The organism is Ruania albidiflava DSM 18029 (assembly GCF_000421225.1).
In the GTDB taxonomy this organism is placed as follows: domain Bacteria; phylum Actinomycetota; class Actinomycetes; order Actinomycetales; family Beutenbergiaceae; genus Ruania; species Ruania albidiflava.
The window spans coordinates 252,976-272,095 of sequence record NZ_ATWL01000003.1 but is presented as its reverse complement, the minus strand read 5'-3'; the positions used below and the strand labels follow the sequence as shown (position 1 = coordinate 272,095).

Below are 19,120 nucleotides of genomic sequence, written 5' to 3'. Positions count from 1 at the left end.
CAAAATCAGCCCATGGACTTTGCGTGGGGTGGCGCCATCGCCATCGTCACGATCGTCCTGGTGACCCGGTTCTCCACCAAGCTGGGGGTGGCCGCCCCGCTGGTGCTCGTGCTCGTCGGCGTCGCGTTCAGCCTGGTCCCGGGCACCCCGGCGATCGAGCTGGAACCGGAGTGGATCCTCATCGGGGTGCTGCCACCGCTGCTGTACTCGGCAGCGGTCACCGTGCCGATCATCGACCTGCGCCGCAACCTCAAGGCGATCAGCAGCCTGTCCGTAGTGCTGGTGATCGTGAGCACCGGCGTCTCCGGGTACGTGCTCTACCTGGTGTTCCCCAACCTCGAGCTGGCGCCGGCGTTCGCGCTCGGGGCGGTGATCAGCCCGCCGGACGCCGTGGCCGCCACCGCTGTGGGGAAGCGGCTCGGGCTGCCGCCCCGGCTCGTGACCGTGCTCGAGGGCGAGGGGCTGGTCAACGACGCCACCGCGCTGGTGCTGCTGCGCACGGCGATCGGGGCGACCGCCGCAGCCGTCACCTTCTGGGAGGTGCTCGGCGACTTCGTGCTGGCCGTGCTCAGCGCCGTGGTGGTCGGTCTGGTGATCGGGTACCTGGCGGTCGCGGTCCGGTCCCGGCTGGACAATCCGGTGCTGACCACGGCGGTGTCGTTCGCCGTGCCCTTCCTCGCCTACCTCCCCGCCGAGCAGCTGCACGCCTCCGGGGTGCTGGCCGTGGTGCTCGCCGGACTGGTCACCGGTCACCGCGGGGCAAAGCTCCTGACCGCCCAGGACCGGATCAGCGAGCGGCTGAACTGGCGCACCATCCAGTTCGTGCTGGAGAACGGGGTGTTCCTGCTCCTCGGGGTGGAGCTCAAACCGCTGGTGGAGGCCGTCCAGGAGGACCGCCTCGGGGTCGGCTTCGCCGTGCTGGTCGGGCTGCTGGCCACAGCCGTACTGATCGTCGTGCGGGTGCTGTTCATGGTGCCCCTGGTAGCCACGCTGCGCCGGGAGACCCGCCGCGCCGCCGAGCACGGGCCACGGTTGGCGACCATGGCCGAGCGGATGAACCATGCCGAGCCGGCCGACGAGCGACTGCGCGCCCGGCTCGCCCTCGGTCGCCGGTTCTTGGCCCGCCGGCAGGCGGACATCGACTTCGCAGCGTCCCAGGGGCTGAGCTGGCGTGGTGGCGCAGTGCTCGCGTGGGCCGGGATGCGCGGGGTGATCACGCTCGCCGCCGCGCAGACCCTGCCGCGGGACCTGCCCTACCGGCCCCAGCTGGTCCTGGTGGCGTTCACGGTGAGCGTCGCCACCCTGCTGCTGCAGGGCAGCACACTACCGATGGTGATCCGCCGCCTGCACCTGCGCGGCACCGACGCCGAGGCCCACCGGGAGGAGCTGGCGAGCCTGCTGGAGGAGGTCACCCAGGCCGGGCTGGCGGCGATCAGCGACGAGGCGCTGGCGACCGCCGGCGAGGAGGTCGACCCCGCTGTGCTGGAGCGGGTGCGCAACGAGGCCCGGCTCCGTGTAGCCGCCGCCCGAGAAGCCGATAGCCACGGAACGTATGCGCAGTACCGTGCCCTGCGCCGTCGCGCCCTGGATGCCGAGCGCGGCGCGCTGCTGGAGGCGCGCTCGATCGGCGCCCGCAGCTCGGGTGTGCTCGCCGAGGCGCAGGCGCTGCTGGACCAGGAGGAGTCCCGGCTCTGGCGCGGCCCCGAGCACTGACCGCCGAAAATCGCCTGCGAGGGTGCGGTTGTGGTTGCTGAAACCGGTTTCGAACGACCATAACCGCACCCTCGCGGGGTGAGTCGGTGGGTCGGGTGGGATGGGTAGGGGTCGGGGGAGGTCAGGTTCGGCGTCTCCGGATCAGCAGCAGGCCGCCGGCGAGCAGCCCAGCACCGACCACTCCGCCGGCGGCCGCACCACCATCGCCGGCGGTCTCCACCAGGGAGCAGTCATCCCCCTGCACCCACCTGTCTCCGCCGTCGAACGTGGTGGAGATGTACACCTGGAGACTGTCCGCCGAGCCGGTGTCCACCGTGCCGCTGAGCTGCTGCCAGCCCTCCAGGTCGGTGAAGTCCACGGCGAGCTCGCCGCCGGAGCCGGCGGCCGGGCGAGCACCGAGCACCCCCGGCCCGCTGGCCCCACCGGTGCGCAACCAGCAGGTGAGCCGATAAGTGGTGTGCGGGCGCACCGGCACCGTCTGCGTCAGCTCCGCCGCGCCCTGGCTGTCCCGGAGCCAGAAGTGCTGCCCGCCGAGCTTGGCGTCGGCGATCGACACGTCGATGCCGCCGGTCCCGGTCAGCTGCCAGGGGCCGTCGGCGCCCAGGTCGGTGCTGCGCTCGAAGCTGGGGTCGGCGAGCAGGTTCGGGCGGACCAGCTGCCCGTCGGCGTCGTAGGCGGCGTGCATCAGCGCCACGTTGTACCCGCCCCACAGGCTCATCGCCAGGTACAGCTCACCGCTGGGCGACCACGGGTGGACGTACCCGCCGTACAGTCCCGGGTAGTCCGCCGAGCTGGCCAGCACCTGCGCCTCGCTCCACGGGCCGGTGGGCTCGGTGGCGGTGCGCAGCACCAGGTCCACGTCCTCGTTCAGGTAGACCATCAGCCACAGCCCGGTCTCGGCGTCCCGGTGCACGGACAGCTCGGCCACGCTCGGGTCGACCACCGGCTGAAGGTCGGCCGGGTCGGCGGACCAGCCCTGGCCGGTGAAGTACTCGTAGGCGGCCTGGTCGGCGACCTGGTCCTCGGCGACCCGCGCCAGGTGGGCGGCCCCGAACCGGCCGTTCGGCGTGCCGAAGACGTACAGGTAGCCGTCGTCGCGGACGAAGGCATGCATCTGCAGCGGGCTGGACCCGTCCGCATCGTTCTCCCACCGGGACATACCGTCGCTTCTCCAGGTCTGCCCGCCGTCGTCGGAGTAGACCAGCTGGGCGAAGTTCGTCCACCACTGGCCCGGATCGCCCCACTCCCGCACCGACATGTAGGACAGGTACTGGCGTCCCTCGATCTCGATCCCGGCGGTGGGGATGGTGGTGTGCTCCTCGCCGGGGACCTTCGCCGATCCGATGATCTCCCCGGCGTGCCCGGGGGCGTCCTCGAGCGCCCAGTCGAAGGACATCCCGTCGGTCAGGTCGGTATCGGTGGACCGCAGCAGCACGTTCGAGCGCCAGTCCCCGCCTCCGCCGCCGTCCCCGGACCAGTCGCCGAAGGTGTCCCCGAACGCGGTGAGCACACCGCCGTGGCCGTCGTCCCACATGATGCCCAGGTCGGTGCCCTCGACCTGCCACTGGGCAGCGGTGTCGGTGACGGCACCGGCGCCGGTCATCTCCTCCACCAGCACCACGCTGGAGCCGGCCTCCGAGGCCGAGGCCCCACCCGCAGCAGCCAGGCTGATCGCCACGATCCCTCCCATGCTGATCAGTGCGGCCCGTCGCCTCCTGCTCACGGCACCGGTCCCGCAACGGTGGCCCTCTCCCCGGGCCCGAGGTGCAGGTCGACGGCGGAGCTCACCTGTCCCTCCAGGGCCAGGTGGTCGATCGCGAGCTGTCCGTACCTGGCAGTCAGCACCAGGCCGTCGGTGGTCGCCTCCGCCGTGCCCCAGCCGGTGTGGGTGAGCACCGGGTAGGCGGTGCCGTGCGGTGGGCGGCGCAGGTGCAACGTCGCCGAGGTGGCGTCCCAGACATGCCCGGTCAGCGCCCCCAGCACGCTCCACCCGGACAGGGCACGCACGTAGTGGTCCCCGCACTCCACCTGGTTGTAGGGGTTGCGGCGCCGGCCGTCGTAGCGGGACCAGAGGCCCTCCAGGATGGCGTTCCCCTCCTCGACGAGCCCTTCGGCCAGGCAGTGCGCCGCCACCTGCTGCTCGGTGCCGGTCCATACCTCGTCGCAGTAGCGGGTGGGCACCTCGGGACGACCACCGTGCGGCCAGGTGCACACCAGCAGGCCGGCCTCGTCACGGTCGGCGAACACGCGGTAGCCGTGCTCGAAGTCGGTGAAGTCAGTACGCAAGTTGTGCTGGACCACGGCACGCAGCGCGGTGCGCACATGGTCGGCCGGGAGCAGGTGGCCCAGATCCAGCTGGTGCGCCCACCACTGACCGATCAGCTGGTCGGACAGGCAGCCGCGGCCCCACTGGAACTGCACCGGGTCGCCGTCCTCGAGCACCTGGACGTAGTACTCCCCGGTGAAGAGGGCCTCGTCGTAGGCCCGGGAGCCGGTCTCGAACCGTTCCCGCCAGGACTGCGCGGCCGCCCGGTCGCCGAGCAGCAGGGCCATCTCCTCAGCGGCCCGCAGCGCCGCCAGCCAGAGCGTGCCCATGAAGGAGTTCACCCCGGCCAGGTCGATGTCGTGGGTGGACGGCTGGATACCGTGCAGCACGCCGGTGTCCTGCGGGTCCCACCCCTCGACCACGTAGTGCAGCAGCCGCTGCAGCCTGGGCCAGTACCGGGCGAGCCAGTCCTGCCCGGCACCGGCGCGCACCTCCCGGTAGGTCTTCAAGACGGTGCCGAGCATGCCGTCCAGGGCGGGTTCTCCGGGTCCACCGATCTCTCGGTCCCACAGCTGCGGGGTGTCCAGCGGGAGCAGCAGCCGGTGCGGGATGAACCCCTCCGGTGCCTGCAGCACGTCCAGCTCGAGCTCGCGCATGTCCCGTTCGACCTCGGGGAACAGGTGCGCCACCGCCTGCACGTAGTTGAACACGTGGGTGCAGTTCAGCGGGCAGGAGCCGCCCACGTCCCCGGACCACATGAGCGTGGAGGCGCCGTGCACGCCCTCGAAGCCGAAGAAGTGCCCGTCGGCGGTGCGGAAGAAGCTGGGGCTGCGGATCACGGCCGCCTGCGCAGCCAGGTGCTCGACCGCTCCGGCGCGCAGCGCGCCGGTACCGAGCACGTCGGTCCAGTCGCGGGACAGCCGCTCCAGCTCGTGCCACTCGGCCTGCACCCGCTCGGCCACGGCCATCGCGTCCGGGTACCGAGTGGTGTAGTAGTTGCCGAGCCAGGCGCGGTCGGCCAGCTGCTCCGGTCGGATGCCGCCGAACTGGGTGAAGTTCACCTGCCGGTTCGGGAAGTGCCAGGTCAGCGCCAGCCGCACGGTGCTGCTCTCCCCCGGCGCCAGGGTGAACTGGCCGGCCAGGGCGGCGTTCCAGGTACTACCGGCGGGGCTCGGGCCAGCCTGGGCCCACGATCCGGTCGGCTGCGGGTCGGACGCATCTGGAGGCAGCTGCGCCCAGTCCTGAGCCGCGAACGGCTGCCGGGATGCGAGGAAGTCCAGCAGCTGCTGCGGGCTGGTCCAGGCCGGCAGCGCCGCGGTCGGGGCCGCGTCGCAGGTGAGCACCATCTGCCCGGCACCGGGATGGCGTTCGGACAGGCTCTGGTTCTCCAGCAGCAGCGACGTCCACCCGCCGGAGCGGTGCACCCGGTTGGTGTTGCCGCCGTAACCGGGGTGGTGCACTCCGTCCGGCGGCAGGACGCCATCACCACCGACGGCGTTCTGCACCCCGGCGCCGAGCCATCCGTGCACGGGCACCGAGTCGGTGTTGGTGATGGTGAACGTGAACAGCGCGGCCGGCAACGAGCTGCGGTCGACGTCCAGCGGGACCAGCGGGGTGAACGCCTCCAGGCTGATCTGCACCGGCAGGGTGTCGTCGTGGTACTCCACCCGACCGAACGGATAGGTGCCGGTGAAAGTGGTGGAGGCTACGCCGTCGGCGCGGGCGAGGAGATCGCGCTGCCAACGGGGGACGACATCATCGGTGACCAGCGGGGTGCTGGTGCTCCCCAGCGGTGCGGGCGGGGCCTGCAGCACACGCACCGCGTCGAACGGCGGCTCCCACTGCGAGACGCGGACGGCGAAGAACGACCCGGGCAGCTCCCCGCGGTGGTTGCCGATGTTGTGCAGCTGCCACTGCCGCAGACCGCCGTCGGCGCCCAGCGCCAGGTTGCCGGTACCGATACCGCCGAGGGGCATGGCCACGTGCCGACCCTCGGTGTGCGGGATCGGCCGTTGCTGGTCACCGGTGCTCATCGCTCTCCTTCCTCCTGGCTCACTTCAGCCCGGCCATCTTGATGTTGGCGATGATCTGCCGCTGGAACACCAGGAAGACCAGCACCACCGGGGCTGCGGCCAGCGCCGAGCCGGCCATGAGCATCCCCAGCTCGGAGGAGCGCTCCGAGCGGAACGAGGCCAGGTACTGCTGGATCTGGTACAGCTCCGGGGAGGTGATGGTCATGATCGGCCACACGTAGGAGTTCCAGAACGTCAGGAAGGAGGTCACCCCGACCACCACGAACGGTGCCTTGGACATCGGCAGGAAGATCCGCAGGTAGACGCCCCAGCGACCGCAGCCGTCGATCAGCGCGGCCTCCTCCAGGCTGCGCGGGATGTTCAGGTAGAACTGACGGATGAAGAACACGTGGATGGCGGCGGCGGCGCCGGGCAGGACGAGCACGGCGAGCGTGTCCAGCATGTGCAGCTTGGTCACCATGATGAACGAGGTGAGCAGGATGGTCATCCCTGGGATGAACATGGTGGTGATCACCACCACCCACAGGGTGCGCTTGAGCTGGAACTCCAGGCGGGCGAACGCGTAGGCGGCCATCGAGTTGACCGTCAGCGAGAGCAGCGTGAACAGCACCGCACCGAAGCCGGTGATGCCCAGGGAACTCAAGAACGTGGGGTCGGCGAGGATCTGGGTGTAGTTGTCCACGTTCCAGACCTGGGGGAAGAACTGGAACGGGGTGCGGACCACCTCGGTCTTCGTCTTGAACCCGGCGATCACCATCCAGGCCAGCGGGAAGAGCGCGAGCACCACGAAGAACAGCCCGGCAAGGGCTTTGAGGGTGCCGGTCAACCATCGGCGTGGCCGGCGGCGCGGGCCCGGGGAGACGGGGGTCGCCGTGCCGGTCACCGGGCGGGCGAGGGTGAGGTCCTGGGCCATCAGTCCACCAGCTTCTCGGAGTTGAGCACACGGAAGATGAGCGCGGAGACGGAACCGAGCACCACGAACAGCAGCAGTGCGGCGGCGATCGAGTAGCCGACGTAGGGGTCACCGCGGAAGTGGTTGAAGATGAACAGGTTGGGCAGCTCGGTGGAGGACATCGGGCCGCCGTTGGTCATGATCAGCGGCAGCTCGAACTGCTGGATCGAGGCGACGAACCCGGTGATGATCAGGTAGAGCAGGATGTTCTTCAGCTGCGGGATGGTGATGTAGACCGTCTTCTGCCACCAGTTGGCGCCCTCGACGTCCGCGGACTCGTAGAAGCTGGCCGGGATGTCCAGCATGCCGGCGATCATGATCAGGCAGGTCAGGCCCATGCCCAGCCATACCGCTGGGGCGGCGATGGCCACCAGCGCCAACCTCGGGTCACCGAGCCAGGCCTGGGTGGTCAGGTCGAGCTTGGCGAGCAGAGCGTTCAGGATGCCGCCGGAGTAGTCGTAGATGATGGTGAAGATCACCGAGGTGATCACCCCGGAGATGATCGTAGGGATGTAGATGGAGACCTTGAGCACGTCGGCGAACCGTCGGTTGACCGCCGTGGCCAGGGAGGCGAACAGGAAGGCGCCCACCAGCTGCACCGGCAGGGTGATCGCCACGAACTTCAGGCCGAGCAGGATGGAGGCCCGGAACTTCGGGTCGGTGAGCACGTCGGTGAAGTTCTTCAGCCCGACGAACTCCGACTCCTGGTAGAAGCTCCAGTTGTAGAAGCTCAGCACCGTCGCCTGCAGCGCCGGGTAGATCACGAAGATCCCGAGCAGGATCACGATCGGCGCGATCATCACGTAGGCCATCACCGTGTCCGGGTAGCGCTTCTTGTTCGCTGCGACCACGTGGTCGTCAGCAGGCCGCCTCCTAGCCATCTCTCACCTCTCCTCGGTGCCGCCCCGGGGTGCGCAGCACGTGACGGGCTGCGCACCCCGGGCTGGGTCGGCGTCGGCGCTCAGTCACCAAGCTCGGCGCGGTTGGCCGGCAGGTCCTCGCGCTCGATGATCTGCTCGATCGTGGCGTCGGCCTCGGCGAGCGCGTCAGCCGGGGCGACATCGCCCATCATCGACTGCTGGATCGCCAGTCCCATGGCGACGTTCACGTCCCAGGGGTACAGCGGTTCACCGATCGTGTACGGGACGACGTCCTCGGTGATGACCTCCGACCAGGGCGCCTCAGCAGCACCTGGGTCAGCGTTCACCGCCTCGGCCACGTCCTCCCGGGCGGGCGCCTTGGTGAACTGCGTGTCGACGAAGAACGGCAGCAGCACGTCGGTGTCCCCGGCGAGGGCGTAGGCGATGAACGCAGCCGCTGCCTCGGCGTTGTCGCTGTTGGCGTCCAGCACCCACTTGAAGTTCCCGACGGTGGTCAGCGACTCGGTCTGGTCGCCGTCGCTGGTGATGGTGGGTGCGACGCCGGTGTGGTCCACCACCTCCGGGTAGTCGGCCACCAGCTCGCTCATCCCCCAGGAACCTTGGGTGATCATGGCGACCTTCTCCTCGCCGAACGGGGCGGCGGAGTTCCCTGCGGCCAGCGACTGGCGCGGGATGTAGCCCTCGCTGTAGAGCGTGGTGTAGTGCTCGATCAGCTCCTCGTACGCCGGGTCGGTGGCGTCGGCCGTGGTCCAGTCCTCGGAGATCGGCAGGTGCCCGGCGACATGCATCTGCTCCGCCACGGTGCTCCAGGCGAGCGTGTCCTGGTCGCTGAACGTCTCGATGCAGAACTGGCCGTCGGCGAGCACCGGTTGGATCTGCTCGCAGGCCTCGTACAGCTCGTCCCAGGAGGTGGGCGGGCTCTCCGGGTCCAGCCCGGCCTCGGTGAAGATCTCCTTGTTCCAGTACAGCACCCGTTGCGGCTCCAGCAGCAGCGGGTAGCCGTACCAGGTGCCATCCACCTGGGAGATCTCCGCAGCAGCGTCGGTGACCTGCTCGAACGCCTCGGCAGGCAGCAGGTCGTCCAGGGCCAGGTAGCTGCCTAGCCGCACGCCGTCGTTGAGACGGCCGGGCACCGGGTACACATCAGGTGCAGTGCCGGCGGCCTGAGCGGCAGTCATCTTCTCGTCCCAGGCGTCCCCGGGGACCACGGTCTCGTTGACGAAGACCTCGTCCTGGGAGGCGTTGAAGTCTTCCACCGCCTGCTCGTACCACTCGTTCTCCGGGGTGGTGAACGTGTGGTGCCAGAACTCCACGACCTCGCGGTCACCGGCTTCGGCGTCCTCGTCCGCGGTCTGGCCAGGGGTTCCGCTGCCGCAGGCGGCCAGCAGGGCGGTCGCGGCCAGCAGTGCGGTGCCGACGCCGAGGCGGCGGCGGGTGGGTGCGGTCATCATTCCTTCTCCTCGTTGAGATCAGTTCTCGTGGGTTGCTGGGCTGTGTGCCGCGGCGGGTTCAGCCCAGTCGCGGCAGTCGTGCCTCGACCGGCGGCAGCACCAGGTGGTCGGCGGGGGTCTCCTGGTACCAGTACGCGGTCGAGGACAGGTCGTCGCTGCGCTTGTTCGCATGACCGTGCTCGATGGTGACCTTGATCGAGCGGCTGAACGGGACTGGGTCCTCCACGTGGAACCGATAGGTGGACACCTGCCCGGACCAGTTCTCTCCCCCAGGCAGGGTGAGGCCGTGGTAGGGCGCGGCATACGCCTGGGTGGGGCACCACGCCGTGTTGAAGTAGTCCTCCGTACCGGTACCGTGCAACGTGGGCGGCCAGGCTTCGCCGTCGACGAAGATCATGTCGTCCCCCTCTCCGTACCAGTTCCACATCTCGGTGTGGCGCAGGTTGGTGACGTTCAGCACGCAGCCGACGTAGTGCCCGCGCCCGGTGGTCTGCAAGATCGTGTAGTTGCCCGCACCGGTGAGGTTGGTGCCCTCGAAGAGCAGCTCGGAGTTGCCCTGGCCGTCCTCGGCGACGCCGTCGGTGGGGCACTGCCGGTTCCAGCTCGCGTGGAACCGCCCGAGTCCGTCCTCGAGCTCGTCGAACTCCTCGTAGTCGATGTAGTAGTAGAACCAGAGCACCTCCTGGTCGCACTCGCTGGTGAGCTCGAACCGCGCGCCGTCGGCGAACGGCATGTGGAAGAAGGAGTTGAACGCCTTACCGTCCTCCGGGCTCATCTGCAGCGGCAGCGAGGCGAAGTTCACCGTGCGGGCGTGCCCGACACCGAAGAAGTCGCCCAGCGGAACCAGCACGCTCGGCGTCGGCGACCCGTCCCAGTAGACCCGCAGCACGAGCTTGCGCAGGAAGTCCCGGTCGGCGGTCTCCGGGGTGTCCGGATCCCTGGGCGCCACTGTCATCCAGATGTGGTTGACCGAACCGGCGCCCTCGAGGTCGGCCAGCGTGATGGTCTGGCCGGGTCGGATGGTGATGCGGTCCTCGTTGCCGCCGCTGCGGTCCCAGCTGGACTCCCGCCGTCTACGCTGCGTGCGCAGCCGCGGCAGGTCCCGCAGGCTGCTTCCGAAGTCGCCGTACCGGCTGACGGCCATCGTCATCGATGTTCCTCCCAGTTCGTTCCCCGCGGCCTGTGCGGGTGGCTCACGGGTGTGGACCGGCGCCCGCGCCAGCACACCCACATGACCGCTTGCAGCTGGTGACGGCGACCGTCGCCCTCACCAGAAATCGTTTACAAGTAATCGATTTCAGATGATAGGGCGACCGCCTGGGGGTGTCAACAGGGATAGCTGCCCGTGCGATCGGCCCCGATGGGCCCCGGCGCTGCCGACCGGGTGGTTCTGGTGCCAAGACCGCTGGGGCGGCGCCCGCCGGCCGGATCAGCAGGGTTCGAGGTCGTCCGCACTCGGTGCCGGCGGGCGCGTGGTGGTTGCGTCGTCCAGGTAGAACAGGGCGGTCGAGGCGATGTCGTCCTGCAGCGGCAGGTACCGGCCGCCTCGGCGCCAGCCGAGCGCCTGCACCTCCACGCGCAGGTCGGTCTCGAACCGGATCGGGTCCGGCACGTGCCAGCGGTACATGCCGAACCGCTGCTGCGAGGCGTACAGCCCGTCCGGAGCGATCACCTGGTGCAACCCGAGGTACGGGGTGGTGAACGTGGTGTACCCCTCTCCTGGGACATCGAAGTTCCACGCCCCGCCGAAGTAGTCCTCGGTGCCGGTGCCGCAGATGGTCGGGTGCTCCCGATCGCCGTCCAGGTAGTGCTTCATCTCCCCCTCACCCCACCAGCCGGAGGAGTTCGCTCCCCAGGCAAGGTAGGTGCCCACGTACTGACCGCGGCCACGGACGCCGTCGAGCAGCACGTGGGTGCTGCCCGCCGTCAGCGGGTTGCTGCGCCGCCACTGGGCATGCAACCGGCCGGCGGCCGACGCTTGGTCACCAAGCTCGTAGCTCAGCTGGTAGTAGAGCACCACCTCGACCTCGGCGAGGTTCTCCACGGTCAGGTGCGCACCGTCGGCGAACGGCATCGGCCAGTAGGAGTTGAACCCGCCGTGCGGATTCACCGCGACCATCGCCGAGGACAGCTGGGCGAACCGGCCCCAGCCCTGGCCGAAGAAGTCACCGACCGGCACCTCGATGGCCGGTTCCGGAGCGCCGTCCCAGTGGGCGCGCAGCAGCAGGCTGCGCCAGTGGTCGGTGTGGGTGGTGAGCCAGAGGTGGGTGATCCGGCCCGGGCCGTCGATGTGCGCCAAGTCGTAGGTCTCCCCTGGTCCGATCACCACGGATGGGGAGACCTTCCACCCGGGACCCAGGTCGCGTGCGGCGGCCGCGCCGGTGCCCTCCCGGGCGCGGGCACCGCCGCCTGGGGCGCCGGTGGGGTTCTCCGGGCTGATCGACCGGGTCTGGATCGGGCGCAGCTCGGCGACGTCGCGGTACATGTGCTCTCCTCTCGGCAGGCCTGCGGCCAGGTGGCCTGTGGTCGGTCGGGGTCTGTGGCCTCGAGGCCACTGCGGTCAAGGACGTGCTGCGGTGCTACCGCGCTCCTCCAGCCGGGGTGGGAGCAGCACGTGCACCGGTTCCGTCTCCGGGACGGCGGCCCGCGCGAGGATCCGTTCTGCTGCGCGGATACCCATCTCGTCCACCGGTTGGGCGATCAGCGTCACCGCCGGTGTGACCATCCGGGTCCACGGGTCGTCGTCGAACCCAACCAGAGAGATCTCGTCCGGGATGGTCAGTCCGGAGGTCTGCAGCGCCCGGTAGGCGCCAGTGGTCAGCGGCCCGTTCAGCGCGAACACGGCATCCGGGCGTCGACCGGAGCCGAGCGCGGTGGACACGATGCCCTCCGCGTCGGCCGCACGCAGGTCGGTGCGCATCATCCTGCTCTGGTCGAACTCCACGCCGGCATCGGCGAATGCTGCCACGACACCGGCGAGCCGGTCCTCAGTGGTGCTCACCCCGGACGGCCCGGCCAGGCAGAGGATGTCCCGGTGGCCCAGCCCGAGCAGGTGCTCGGCGGCCATCCGCCCGGCCCGGACGTTGTCCAGCAGGATGGTGTCGCCGGTGAAGTCGTGCACCCGCCGGTCCACCACCACAGTGGGCACCTGGGCCCGGGTGAGCCGGTCCAGGTCGGAGGCTTCCTCGGAGGTGACCGATACCACCACGCCGGCCATCCGCTGGGCGATGGCGGCATCCAGGTACGTGTTCTCCCGGTCCAGCTGCTCGTCGGTGTTGCACAGCATCACCGAGTAGCCCGCGCGGACCGCGACCCGCTCCACTGCGGCAACCAGCGAGGTGAAGAACGGGTTCTGCAGGTCGGAGACGATCACCGCCCACATGTCTGAGCGCTGCCGCCGCAGAGCACGGCCGTTCGGGTTGCGCACGTAGTTGGTGGCCAGGGCCGCCTGCCGGACCCGCTCGGCAAGCTCCGGTGTGACGCTCGTGGACCCGTTCAGCACCCGGGAGACGGTCGCGGTGGAGACCCCGGCCGCTGCCGCGACGTCGGTGATGCGCACGGCATGGTGCTCGTTCATCCAGGTCCTCCGTCGTCGTAGACCGCCAGCTCGCTGATCGAGGTGTACCGTTCCCAGCCGCCCGGCCGGCCGTGCAGCCGGATCCCGGTGGTGGTCACGGGCGCAAAGGTGAAGGTGTAGGTGCGGTGCCCGGTCGCCGTGCGGTCCGCCGGGTAGGCCGGGGTGACGGTGACGTCCGGCAGGTCCTGCCAGGTGGCGCCGGTGCGGACCTGGACCGTCGGGGTGTCAGCGAACCAGCCGGAGCCGGCGTCGTGCGGACCGGTGGTGTACTCCACCCGGGTGCACCGTATCGGCTGCGGCCAGGTGTGGCCCCAGTAGTCAGCCTCCTTGCGCGATCCGTTCCAGGAGTCCACGGCGCGGTCGGTGCGTCCGTCTGCGAGCACCTGCAGGTGGCCGGTGCGCACGGCGCGGGCGACCGGGGCCGCCCCGGGCAGGGTGGCCAAGTTGGTGCCCGGTGTCTGCTCCTGCGCCGGGGAGCCGGCCGGTGGCATGGGTTCCAGGCGCATCGGCCGCAGGGAGAAGCCGTAGCTGGAACCGGTGTAGCTCTCCGAGCGGACGAACCAGTTCGACTGCAGCCACAGGTGGCGACCGTCGGCGCTGATGAACTTGCTCGGCACAGTGGTGCCGTAGCCACCGTGGTGGGCGTCCGCCGAGCGCGGCCCGGTCCACGGGTACGGCCCGAAGTCGTGGCTGAGGAAGTGGCGCCATGGGCCCCAGGGGGCCGGAGCCTCGTACAGCTGGAAGGTGTGCTCGGTCCAGGAGGTGTACAAGAAGCGGCGTAGCCCGGCTACGTACACCACTCCGCCCTGACCGAGCAGGGTTCCGGGTACCGGCGGCGGCGCCATCGGGGTGGGGTCCTGCTCACCGGTGCGGCGGGTGTCGGTGAGGACCGGCACGCGTTCGTCCAGCTCTCGGCTCCACCGAGGTCGGCCCCAGGGGCTGGTGCCGGCAGCAGTGCCGGCGAAGAACTGCCAGGCGGTGCGCTCGGCGATCCGGTCGACAGGAACCCGGGCGAGGTACAGGTCGGTGGGATCGGGGACGGCGCCGGAGTAGGAGGTGCGCCAGTTGTGGTCCAGCCCGTAGGCGTAGGCGTAGCGCGCCGGGTCCGCCTCGTCCTCGGGCAGCAGCTCGCGCAGTGCCACGGCGGCGCTGTTGCTGCGGCCCAGGTCGAGGAACATCAGGGTGGTGAACCGCTCGGTGAACATCGGCTCGGGCGGGGCAGTCCAGGTGCGGCCGTAGTCGGTGGAGGTGACGACGCCCGCGGCCGGGGCGATGTTGAAGGTGTCCGGTCCGCTGCCGCAACGCAGGTCCTGCACGGCGAGGTAGAGCTCGTCGTGGCCGTCACCGTTGCCGTCGACGGCGATCATCCCGGTGGGTTTGGAGTTGTACCGTTGCGGGTCGGTCCAGATGGGGGCGACGTCCCGGCCGGCGGCCAGGCGGGTGCCGGTCAGACCGGTCTCAGGAGTCCCCTCGATCCGGTTGACGACGATCTCGGAGAAGTCCTCAGGGGCGGTGGAGAACCCCAGCCCGTCGCCACAGGCGGTGTACAGCGCACCGTCGTCTGCCCAGGTGCTCGGCCACAGGTCACCGTCGCTGGCTGTGGTCACCGTGGTGGCGGGGTGAACGGTGGCGACCGCAAAGGCGTCCGAGGCAGGTGGACCAGCACGGTGGCCAGTGGCAGCAGCGTTCCGGCGACCCAGTCCGGGCACACCGCCGAACTCCTCCAGGGACACTGTGGACACACCCTCGTAATCGATTTCAGGCGAGTGTACCAAGGGTGTGTACCGGCCCGGACACATCGCCGCACGCGTGCCCTGGCGGCGGCAGCCGAGCCGCAGCGAGCCCGGCGGGTCGTGCGGCACCCACCGCACGACCCGCGGTCGTCAGCCCCGGGTACGCAGCTCGAGGTTGTCCACGGCGAGCGTGCCGCTGGTAGCCCGGAAACCCACCGCTGGACGGTACTCGGCACGCACCTGGGGATCGGTGATGTCGTCGTTGCCGTTCACCGGGGCGGTGTGGATCCGGTCCCACTGCCCGTCGTGCCACCGGTAGGCGGTCAGCCACCGCCCGGAGAGGGTGACGGCGAGCCGGTCCCCCGGACGCAGGTGGGCTGGGACGTCTCCCCAGCCACCGAAGGACTGCCCGTCGGTGACGATGTCGAACCCGAGCCTGGAGGCGTTCCGGTCGTACCAGGCGACGGCGCGGTTGTCCGCATCCTGGGCGAAGCCCAGGTACAGGGAGTTCTCCGAACCGCCCGGGTCGGCGAGCTCCTCGATGTCCAGCACCACTGTCGTCTCACCCTCGGCCGGAAGGTTCTCCTCGGCAAGCAGCATCGAGTAGTAGTCCTGGCCGCTGACCTGCAGGCGCCCGTCCACGACCTGAGGCGCCAGCGCGGCCTCGGAATCGCTCATGGTGAGCAGCTCGTAGTCACCGCTGGTGTCGGAGTCGAAGTCGTCGGAGAATCGGGTGCTCGAGAACTGGTCGGGGACCAGGTCGTCGCCCGGGAACTGGATGGTGCCGACGACGAAGTCCCGCCCCCAGTCCCCGATACCACCCCACCGGGTGCCGGTCTGCAGGTCACCGTAGGTGGTGGTGGCCGCATAGGTGGCCCGGCCCTCGGCGTCCCGGATCATCGCCGGCGTACCACTGGTGCTCTCCGCCAGGTGCGCCCACTGCCAGTCGGCCCCCGGGTCGTCCGGGTCGGGCTGCACGGCGGCGAGGAAGCCGCGGTCGTTCTGGCCCATGATGAGCGGTCGTCCGTCCTGCTGCACGAGGATGGCCGGGTCGTCGACGAAGTCGTACCAGGCCACCCGCGTGGACCAGTCTCCGTCCCCGCGATGGGCGTACCAGACCTCGTTGCCGCTGTGCAGGTAGGCGACGTGGGCAGTGCCGTCGGGCCCGACAGTGACCGCCGGCTGGCCGTGCGCAGCATCGGCGACCTGCGTCCAGTCGGCACCGGAGGCCAGGTCACGGGCGAGGACCTGCTCTCCGCTGCGCACCACAGCGAGCGGCTGACCGTCGTCCGCGACCAGCACCGGGTCGGCGTCCAGCTTGAGGTCCTCGGTCTCAGTCTGCCAGGTGGAGCCGGTGCGCCAGGCGTGCACCATGCCGTCGGTCGTCCCAGCGAGGACGTGCACGGTGCCATCGGCCACAGTGGCCGCCACCGGCCCGGTGACCGTGCTGGCCACGACCGACTGCTCACCGTCACCGGTACGGACCACCAGGTCTGCACCGGCCCGGACCGCCCAACCGACCCCGTCTGCGTCGAGGAACGGGGCGGGCGGACCGTCGACGGTGCGGCCCGGTCGCTCGGTCCGGTAGGTGTCGGCTCCCGGGGAGGTCTGCCAGGCGTGCAGCACCCGGCCATGGGCCGCACCGACCAGCACGTGCACCCGGCCGTCGTCGTCGACGATCGTCTGCGGATCGGTGACCACCCTGGTGGCGAGCCGGTCGCGGGACCACGGACCAGATCCCGGGTCATGCTGCTGACCAGACCAGAGGCGTCCCTCCTCGTCCCGGGCGAACCAGGCGATGGAACCGTCCGGGTTCGCAGCAAGGGCTGGCTCGCCGGTCATGCTGTGACCTCCGCTGACCAGGCCGGGCGGCAGGCCGAGCTCGTCCACCAGTGCGGAGAAGTCCGTCCAGGACTGTTCCGGCCCTTCCCCCCAGGTGTGCTGGGTCAGGGCGGCCATGTCCGGGCGCAGGTTGCTGAGCACCTCGGCGTCGCTCTCCATCGGGGTGCCGATCCACGCGAGCCAGACGGCGATCCGCGCTCCGGCCACGTGATCGGGGTCGACCTGCTGGTCGGCGGTGAACGTGTTCACGTCGAACTGCTCGTACAGGTCGCGCGGGTCGAGGTTGCGCCGGGACATGTCGTAGTAGAGCAGGTCGACGTCGGCGTTGACCAGCTGGTTGCCGCGGTCGGCGATGTCCTGCGGGGACAGCAGACCTGGGAGTGCGGGGTGGCTGATCCAGTACTCCACGGCGATGTCCTCGTCCAAGGTGACGACGTCGGACTGGCGGATCATGTCGTTCCAGACCCGCATGGTCTTGCCGTGCGCCTGCACGATCTCGTTCGCCCGGTTCTGGAAGTCGGCGAACAGGTCCGCGAACGTGGCCTCCGGGCCGAACTTCTGCTGTGCGTACTCGGTCAGCTGGGGGTGGTTCTCACCGGTGCCGGGCCAGCTGGGGAACTCGTCGGAACCTAGGTGCCACACGTCGGAGGAGAACTGGTCGATGGTGTCCTCGATGATGCTCAGCGCCCACTCGACGGCGTCCTCGTTGGTGAGGTCGAGGGCCTGCGGGTCCAAGGTCCCGTCCTGGTTGCGCAGCTGGTACTCCGGGTGCGAGGGCAGCACGGTCGCCATGTGCCCGGGCATGTTCAGCTGGGGCACCACCTGCACGTAGTAGCGCTGGCCGAGCTCGTCGATCTGGGTCATCTGCTCAGGGGTGATGCCCACGCCGTCGATGTACAGGTTGGTGTCGTTGAGCTTGAAGTAGCTCATCTGCCGGAAGAAGGACTCCCACCAGGTGATCGAGAAGTGTCGCGGGGTGTTGTCCACGAGCACGCTGCGCACGGGTTTGGTCGGCCAGTCCCGCGCGGTACCCGCTGGTACCACCTCAGCGCGGCTGAGCAGCTGCAGCACGCTGCGGGTGCCGTTGAACACCCCGTGCGCGGTGGGCCCGGTGATGGTCAGCGTGCCGTCGACGTCGAGCTGGTAGCCCTCCGCACCGAGCTCGTGGTCGCCGCTCAGGTCCAGCTGGACGTCCCCGGGCCGGGCGCGGCCGCTGTTCACCGGCACGTGCCGGCCGGTGAGTGCTTCCAGGTCGTCGGCGAACGTGGCCGCGACGGCGGTCAGCTCCTCTCCCGCGCCCTGCGGCAGCACGACGTGCCCACCCAGGTGGAAGTCGGCGCCGTCGTCGCCGTGCCACTCCTTCAACGTGGGGACGACCTGGAGGTCGGAGACCTCGGCATCCTGCGGTGGTGGCGGTGCGGCCGAGGCTGGAAGTGCGGCCACGGCAAGGCCAGCCAGCAGCGCAGGTGCTGCCAGCAGGGTGATCAGTCGTCGGGTGTGCACAGGTTCTCTCCTCCTTGAGACGTGAGCTCGAGACGTGAGCGCTGTCGGCGCTCCGGGTCAGACGGTGTCCATCCGGTCGAAGGTCGGCGCTGGCGGGAACGGAGCGTGCGGTTCGCTCTGGTACCACCATGCCGTCGAGGCGATGTCCTCCTGCAGCGGTCGGTAGCGCTCCAGGCCCTCCTGGGGGCTGGCGAACCCGAGCGCCTGGATCGTCACCCGGAGCCGGCGGGTGAAGCGGATCGGGTCGGGCAGGTGCCAGCGGTACAGACCGAACCGCAGCTGGCTGTCGTAGAACTCGTCCGGGGTGATCACCTGCGGCATGCCCAGGTAGGGCGTGCTGTAGGGCTGGTACCGGGCCCCGTCCGGGTGCTCGAAGGCCCAGGCCCCGCCGAAGTAGTCCTCGGTGCCGGTGCCGCAGATCGTGGGGAAGTCCTCGTCGTCGTCGAGGTAGAACTTGATCTCCCCCTCACCCCACCAGCCGGTGTGGTGGGACTCCCAGGCGAGGTAGGTGCCCAGATAGTGCCCCTGCCCGTGCACGCCGTCGAGGATGACGTGCGGCTCCCCGTAGGGCAACGGGTCGGACCGGCGCCACTGGGCGTGCAGGTAGCCGTGCCCGGTGCCGATCTCGGTGAGGCTGTAGGTGATCTGGTAGAAGAAGCCTTCGATGGTGTCCTTGCTGGTGTTCTCCACGGTGATCCGGGCGTGCCGGGCGAAGGGCATCTGCAGGTAGGAGTTCAGCCCTCCGGCCGGGGCGACGGCGACGGGGACCGAGGAGACCGGGGCGTAGCGTGCCCAGCCCTGGCAGAAGAAGTCCCCCAGGGGCACCTCGACCGAGGGGGTGTCCTCCTCGTCCCAGTAGCAGCGCAGCACCAGGGACCGCCAGTGCCGGGGCAACGTGGTCATCCAGATGTGCTGGATGATGCCCGGACCGTCGATCTCGGCGACGGTGAAGGTCTCACCTCCCCGCAGGTCCTTGCACGGCGACTTCTTCCAGCCGAGGCCCAGGTCACGGGATGCGTAGGCGGTGGAGTGGTCGCCACGTTCGGCGCGCCCACCGCCGCCGGGGGCACCGGTGGGGTTCTCCGCACTGATCGACCGGGTCTGGGCGTCGGACAACAGGGACATGCCGCCCAGCGGGGCGGTGGGGAGTCCGGGGATCATCGGGCTGT

The 19,120-nt window shown here is 69.9% G+C and carries 12 protein-coding genes; 1 reads left to right on the top strand and 11 read right to left on the bottom strand.

The genetic code is table 11. The annotated features are described in order from the left end of the window. The first annotated feature begins 12 nt into the window (after nucleotides 1-12). Nucleotides 13-1,713: a cation:proton antiporter gene (locus K338_RS0105515; RefSeq protein ID WP_022917182.1), complete on the top strand. Its 1,701-nt coding sequence runs from the start codon at nucleotides 13-15 to the stop codon at nucleotides 1,711-1,713. 121 nt (nucleotides 1,714-1,834) lie between these two features. Here the strand turns inward: K338_RS0105515 and K338_RS20725 are convergent, their stop codons facing one another. The 11 genes from K338_RS20725 to K338_RS0105460 all read right to left on the bottom strand — a co-directional run bounded on the left by K338_RS20725 (nucleotide 1,835) and on the right by K338_RS0105460 (nucleotide 19,112). After that, nucleotides 1,835-3,403 (bottom strand): glycoside hydrolase family 183 protein, encoded by a 1,569-nt coding sequence (locus K338_RS20725; protein WP_022917181.1) that lies wholly within the window; start codon nucleotides 3,401-3,403, stop codon nucleotides 1,835-1,837. A 29-nt stretch (nucleotides 3,404-3,432) separates the two neighbouring features. After that, nucleotides 3,433-6,012 carry a GH116 family glycosyl-hydrolase gene (locus K338_RS20720; RefSeq protein ID WP_022917180.1) on the bottom strand — a complete coding sequence of 860 codons (2,580 nt, stop codon included), beginning with the start codon at nucleotides 6,010-6,012 and terminating at the stop codon, nucleotides 3,433-3,435. Between the two features lie 19 nt (nucleotides 6,013-6,031). Further along, nucleotides 6,032-6,925, bottom strand: a complete 894-nt coding sequence (locus K338_RS0105500) for a carbohydrate ABC transporter permease (protein WP_022917179.1) — start codon at nucleotides 6,923-6,925, stop codon at nucleotides 6,032-6,034. Continuing rightward, nucleotides 6,925-7,845 (bottom strand): carbohydrate ABC transporter permease, encoded by a 921-nt coding sequence (locus K338_RS0105495; protein ID WP_027286476.1) that lies wholly within the window; start codon nucleotides 7,843-7,845, stop codon nucleotides 6,925-6,927. The genes K338_RS0105500 and K338_RS0105495 overlap by 1 nt, the downstream gene beginning before the upstream one ends. Before the next feature lie 80 nt (nucleotides 7,846-7,925). Further along, nucleotides 7,926-9,293, bottom strand: a complete 1,368-nt coding sequence (locus tag K338_RS0105490) for an ABC transporter substrate-binding protein (RefSeq protein WP_169579520.1) — start codon at nucleotides 9,291-9,293, stop codon at nucleotides 7,926-7,928. A 61-nt stretch (nucleotides 9,294-9,354) separates the two neighbouring features. Next, complete coding sequence (locus K338_RS0105485) at nucleotides 9,355-10,446, bottom strand: glycoside hydrolase family 172 protein (protein WP_022917176.1); 1,092 nt, start codon at nucleotides 10,444-10,446, stop codon at nucleotides 9,355-9,357. Between the two features lie 279 nt (nucleotides 10,447-10,725). Further along, nucleotides 10,726-11,781, bottom strand: coding sequence for a glycoside hydrolase family 172 protein (locus K338_RS0105480; protein WP_022917175.1), 1,056 nt, complete (start codon nucleotides 11,779-11,781; stop codon nucleotides 10,726-10,728). Nucleotides 11,782-11,856: 75 nt separating this feature from the next. Continuing rightward, entirely contained in the window at nucleotides 11,857-12,873 is a 1,017-nt protein-coding gene (locus K338_RS0105475) for a LacI family DNA-binding transcriptional regulator (RefSeq protein ID WP_022917174.1), read from the bottom strand. Continuing rightward, nucleotides 12,870-14,615, bottom strand: a complete 1,746-nt coding sequence (locus K338_RS20715; protein WP_022917173.1) for a glycoside hydrolase family 183 protein — start codon at nucleotides 14,613-14,615, stop codon at nucleotides 12,870-12,872. Before K338_RS20715 ends, K338_RS0105475 begins: the two co-directional genes overlap by 4 nt. Before the next feature lie 141 nt (nucleotides 14,616-14,756). Beyond that, nucleotides 14,757-17,951, bottom strand: coding sequence for a family 20 glycosylhydrolase (locus tag K338_RS0105465; protein WP_022917172.1), 3,195 nt, complete (start codon nucleotides 17,949-17,951; stop codon nucleotides 14,757-14,759). Between the two features lie 57 nt (nucleotides 17,952-18,008). Next, nucleotides 18,009-19,112, bottom strand: coding sequence for a glycoside hydrolase family 172 protein (locus tag K338_RS0105460; RefSeq protein ID WP_022917171.1), 1,104 nt, complete (start codon nucleotides 19,110-19,112; stop codon nucleotides 18,009-18,011). Nucleotides 19,113-19,120: the final 8 nt, after the last annotated feature.

Bases quoted from the DNA above. Each gene is read 5' to 3' on its own strand.
- K338_RS0105515 (WP_022917182.1), top strand. From the start codon at position 13: ATGGACTTTGCGTGGGGTGGCGCCATCGCCATCGTCACGATCGTCCTG.
- K338_RS20725 (WP_022917181.1), bottom strand. From the start codon at position 3,403: ATGGGAGGGATCGTGGCGATCAGCCTGGCTGCTGCGGGTGGGGCCTCG.
- K338_RS20720 (WP_022917180.1), bottom strand. From the start codon at position 6,012: ATGAGCACCGGTGACCAGCAACGGCCGATCCCGCACACCGAGGGTCGG.
- K338_RS0105500 (WP_022917179.1), bottom strand. From the start codon at position 6,925: ATGGCCCAGGACCTCACCCTCGCCCGCCCGGTGACCGGCACGGCGACC.
- K338_RS0105495 (WP_027286476.1), bottom strand. From the start codon at position 7,845: ATGGCTAGGAGGCGGCCTGCTGACGACCACGTGGTCGCAGCGAACAAG.
- K338_RS0105490 (WP_169579520.1), bottom strand. From the start codon at position 9,293: ATGACCGCACCCACCCGCCGCCGCCTCGGCGTCGGCACCGCACTGCTG.
- K338_RS0105485 (WP_022917176.1), bottom strand. From the start codon at position 10,446: ATGACGATGGCCGTCAGCCGGTACGGCGACTTCGGAAGCAGCCTGCGG.
- K338_RS0105480 (WP_022917175.1), bottom strand. From the start codon at position 11,781: ATGTACCGCGACGTCGCCGAGCTGCGCCCGATCCAGACCCGGTCGATC.
- K338_RS0105475 (WP_022917174.1), bottom strand. From the start codon at position 12,873: ATGAACGAGCACCATGCCGTGCGCATCACCGACGTCGCGGCAGCGGCC.
- K338_RS0105460 (WP_022917171.1), bottom strand. From the start codon at position 19,112: ATGATCCCCGGACTCCCCACCGCCCCGCTGGGCGGCATGTCCCTGTTG.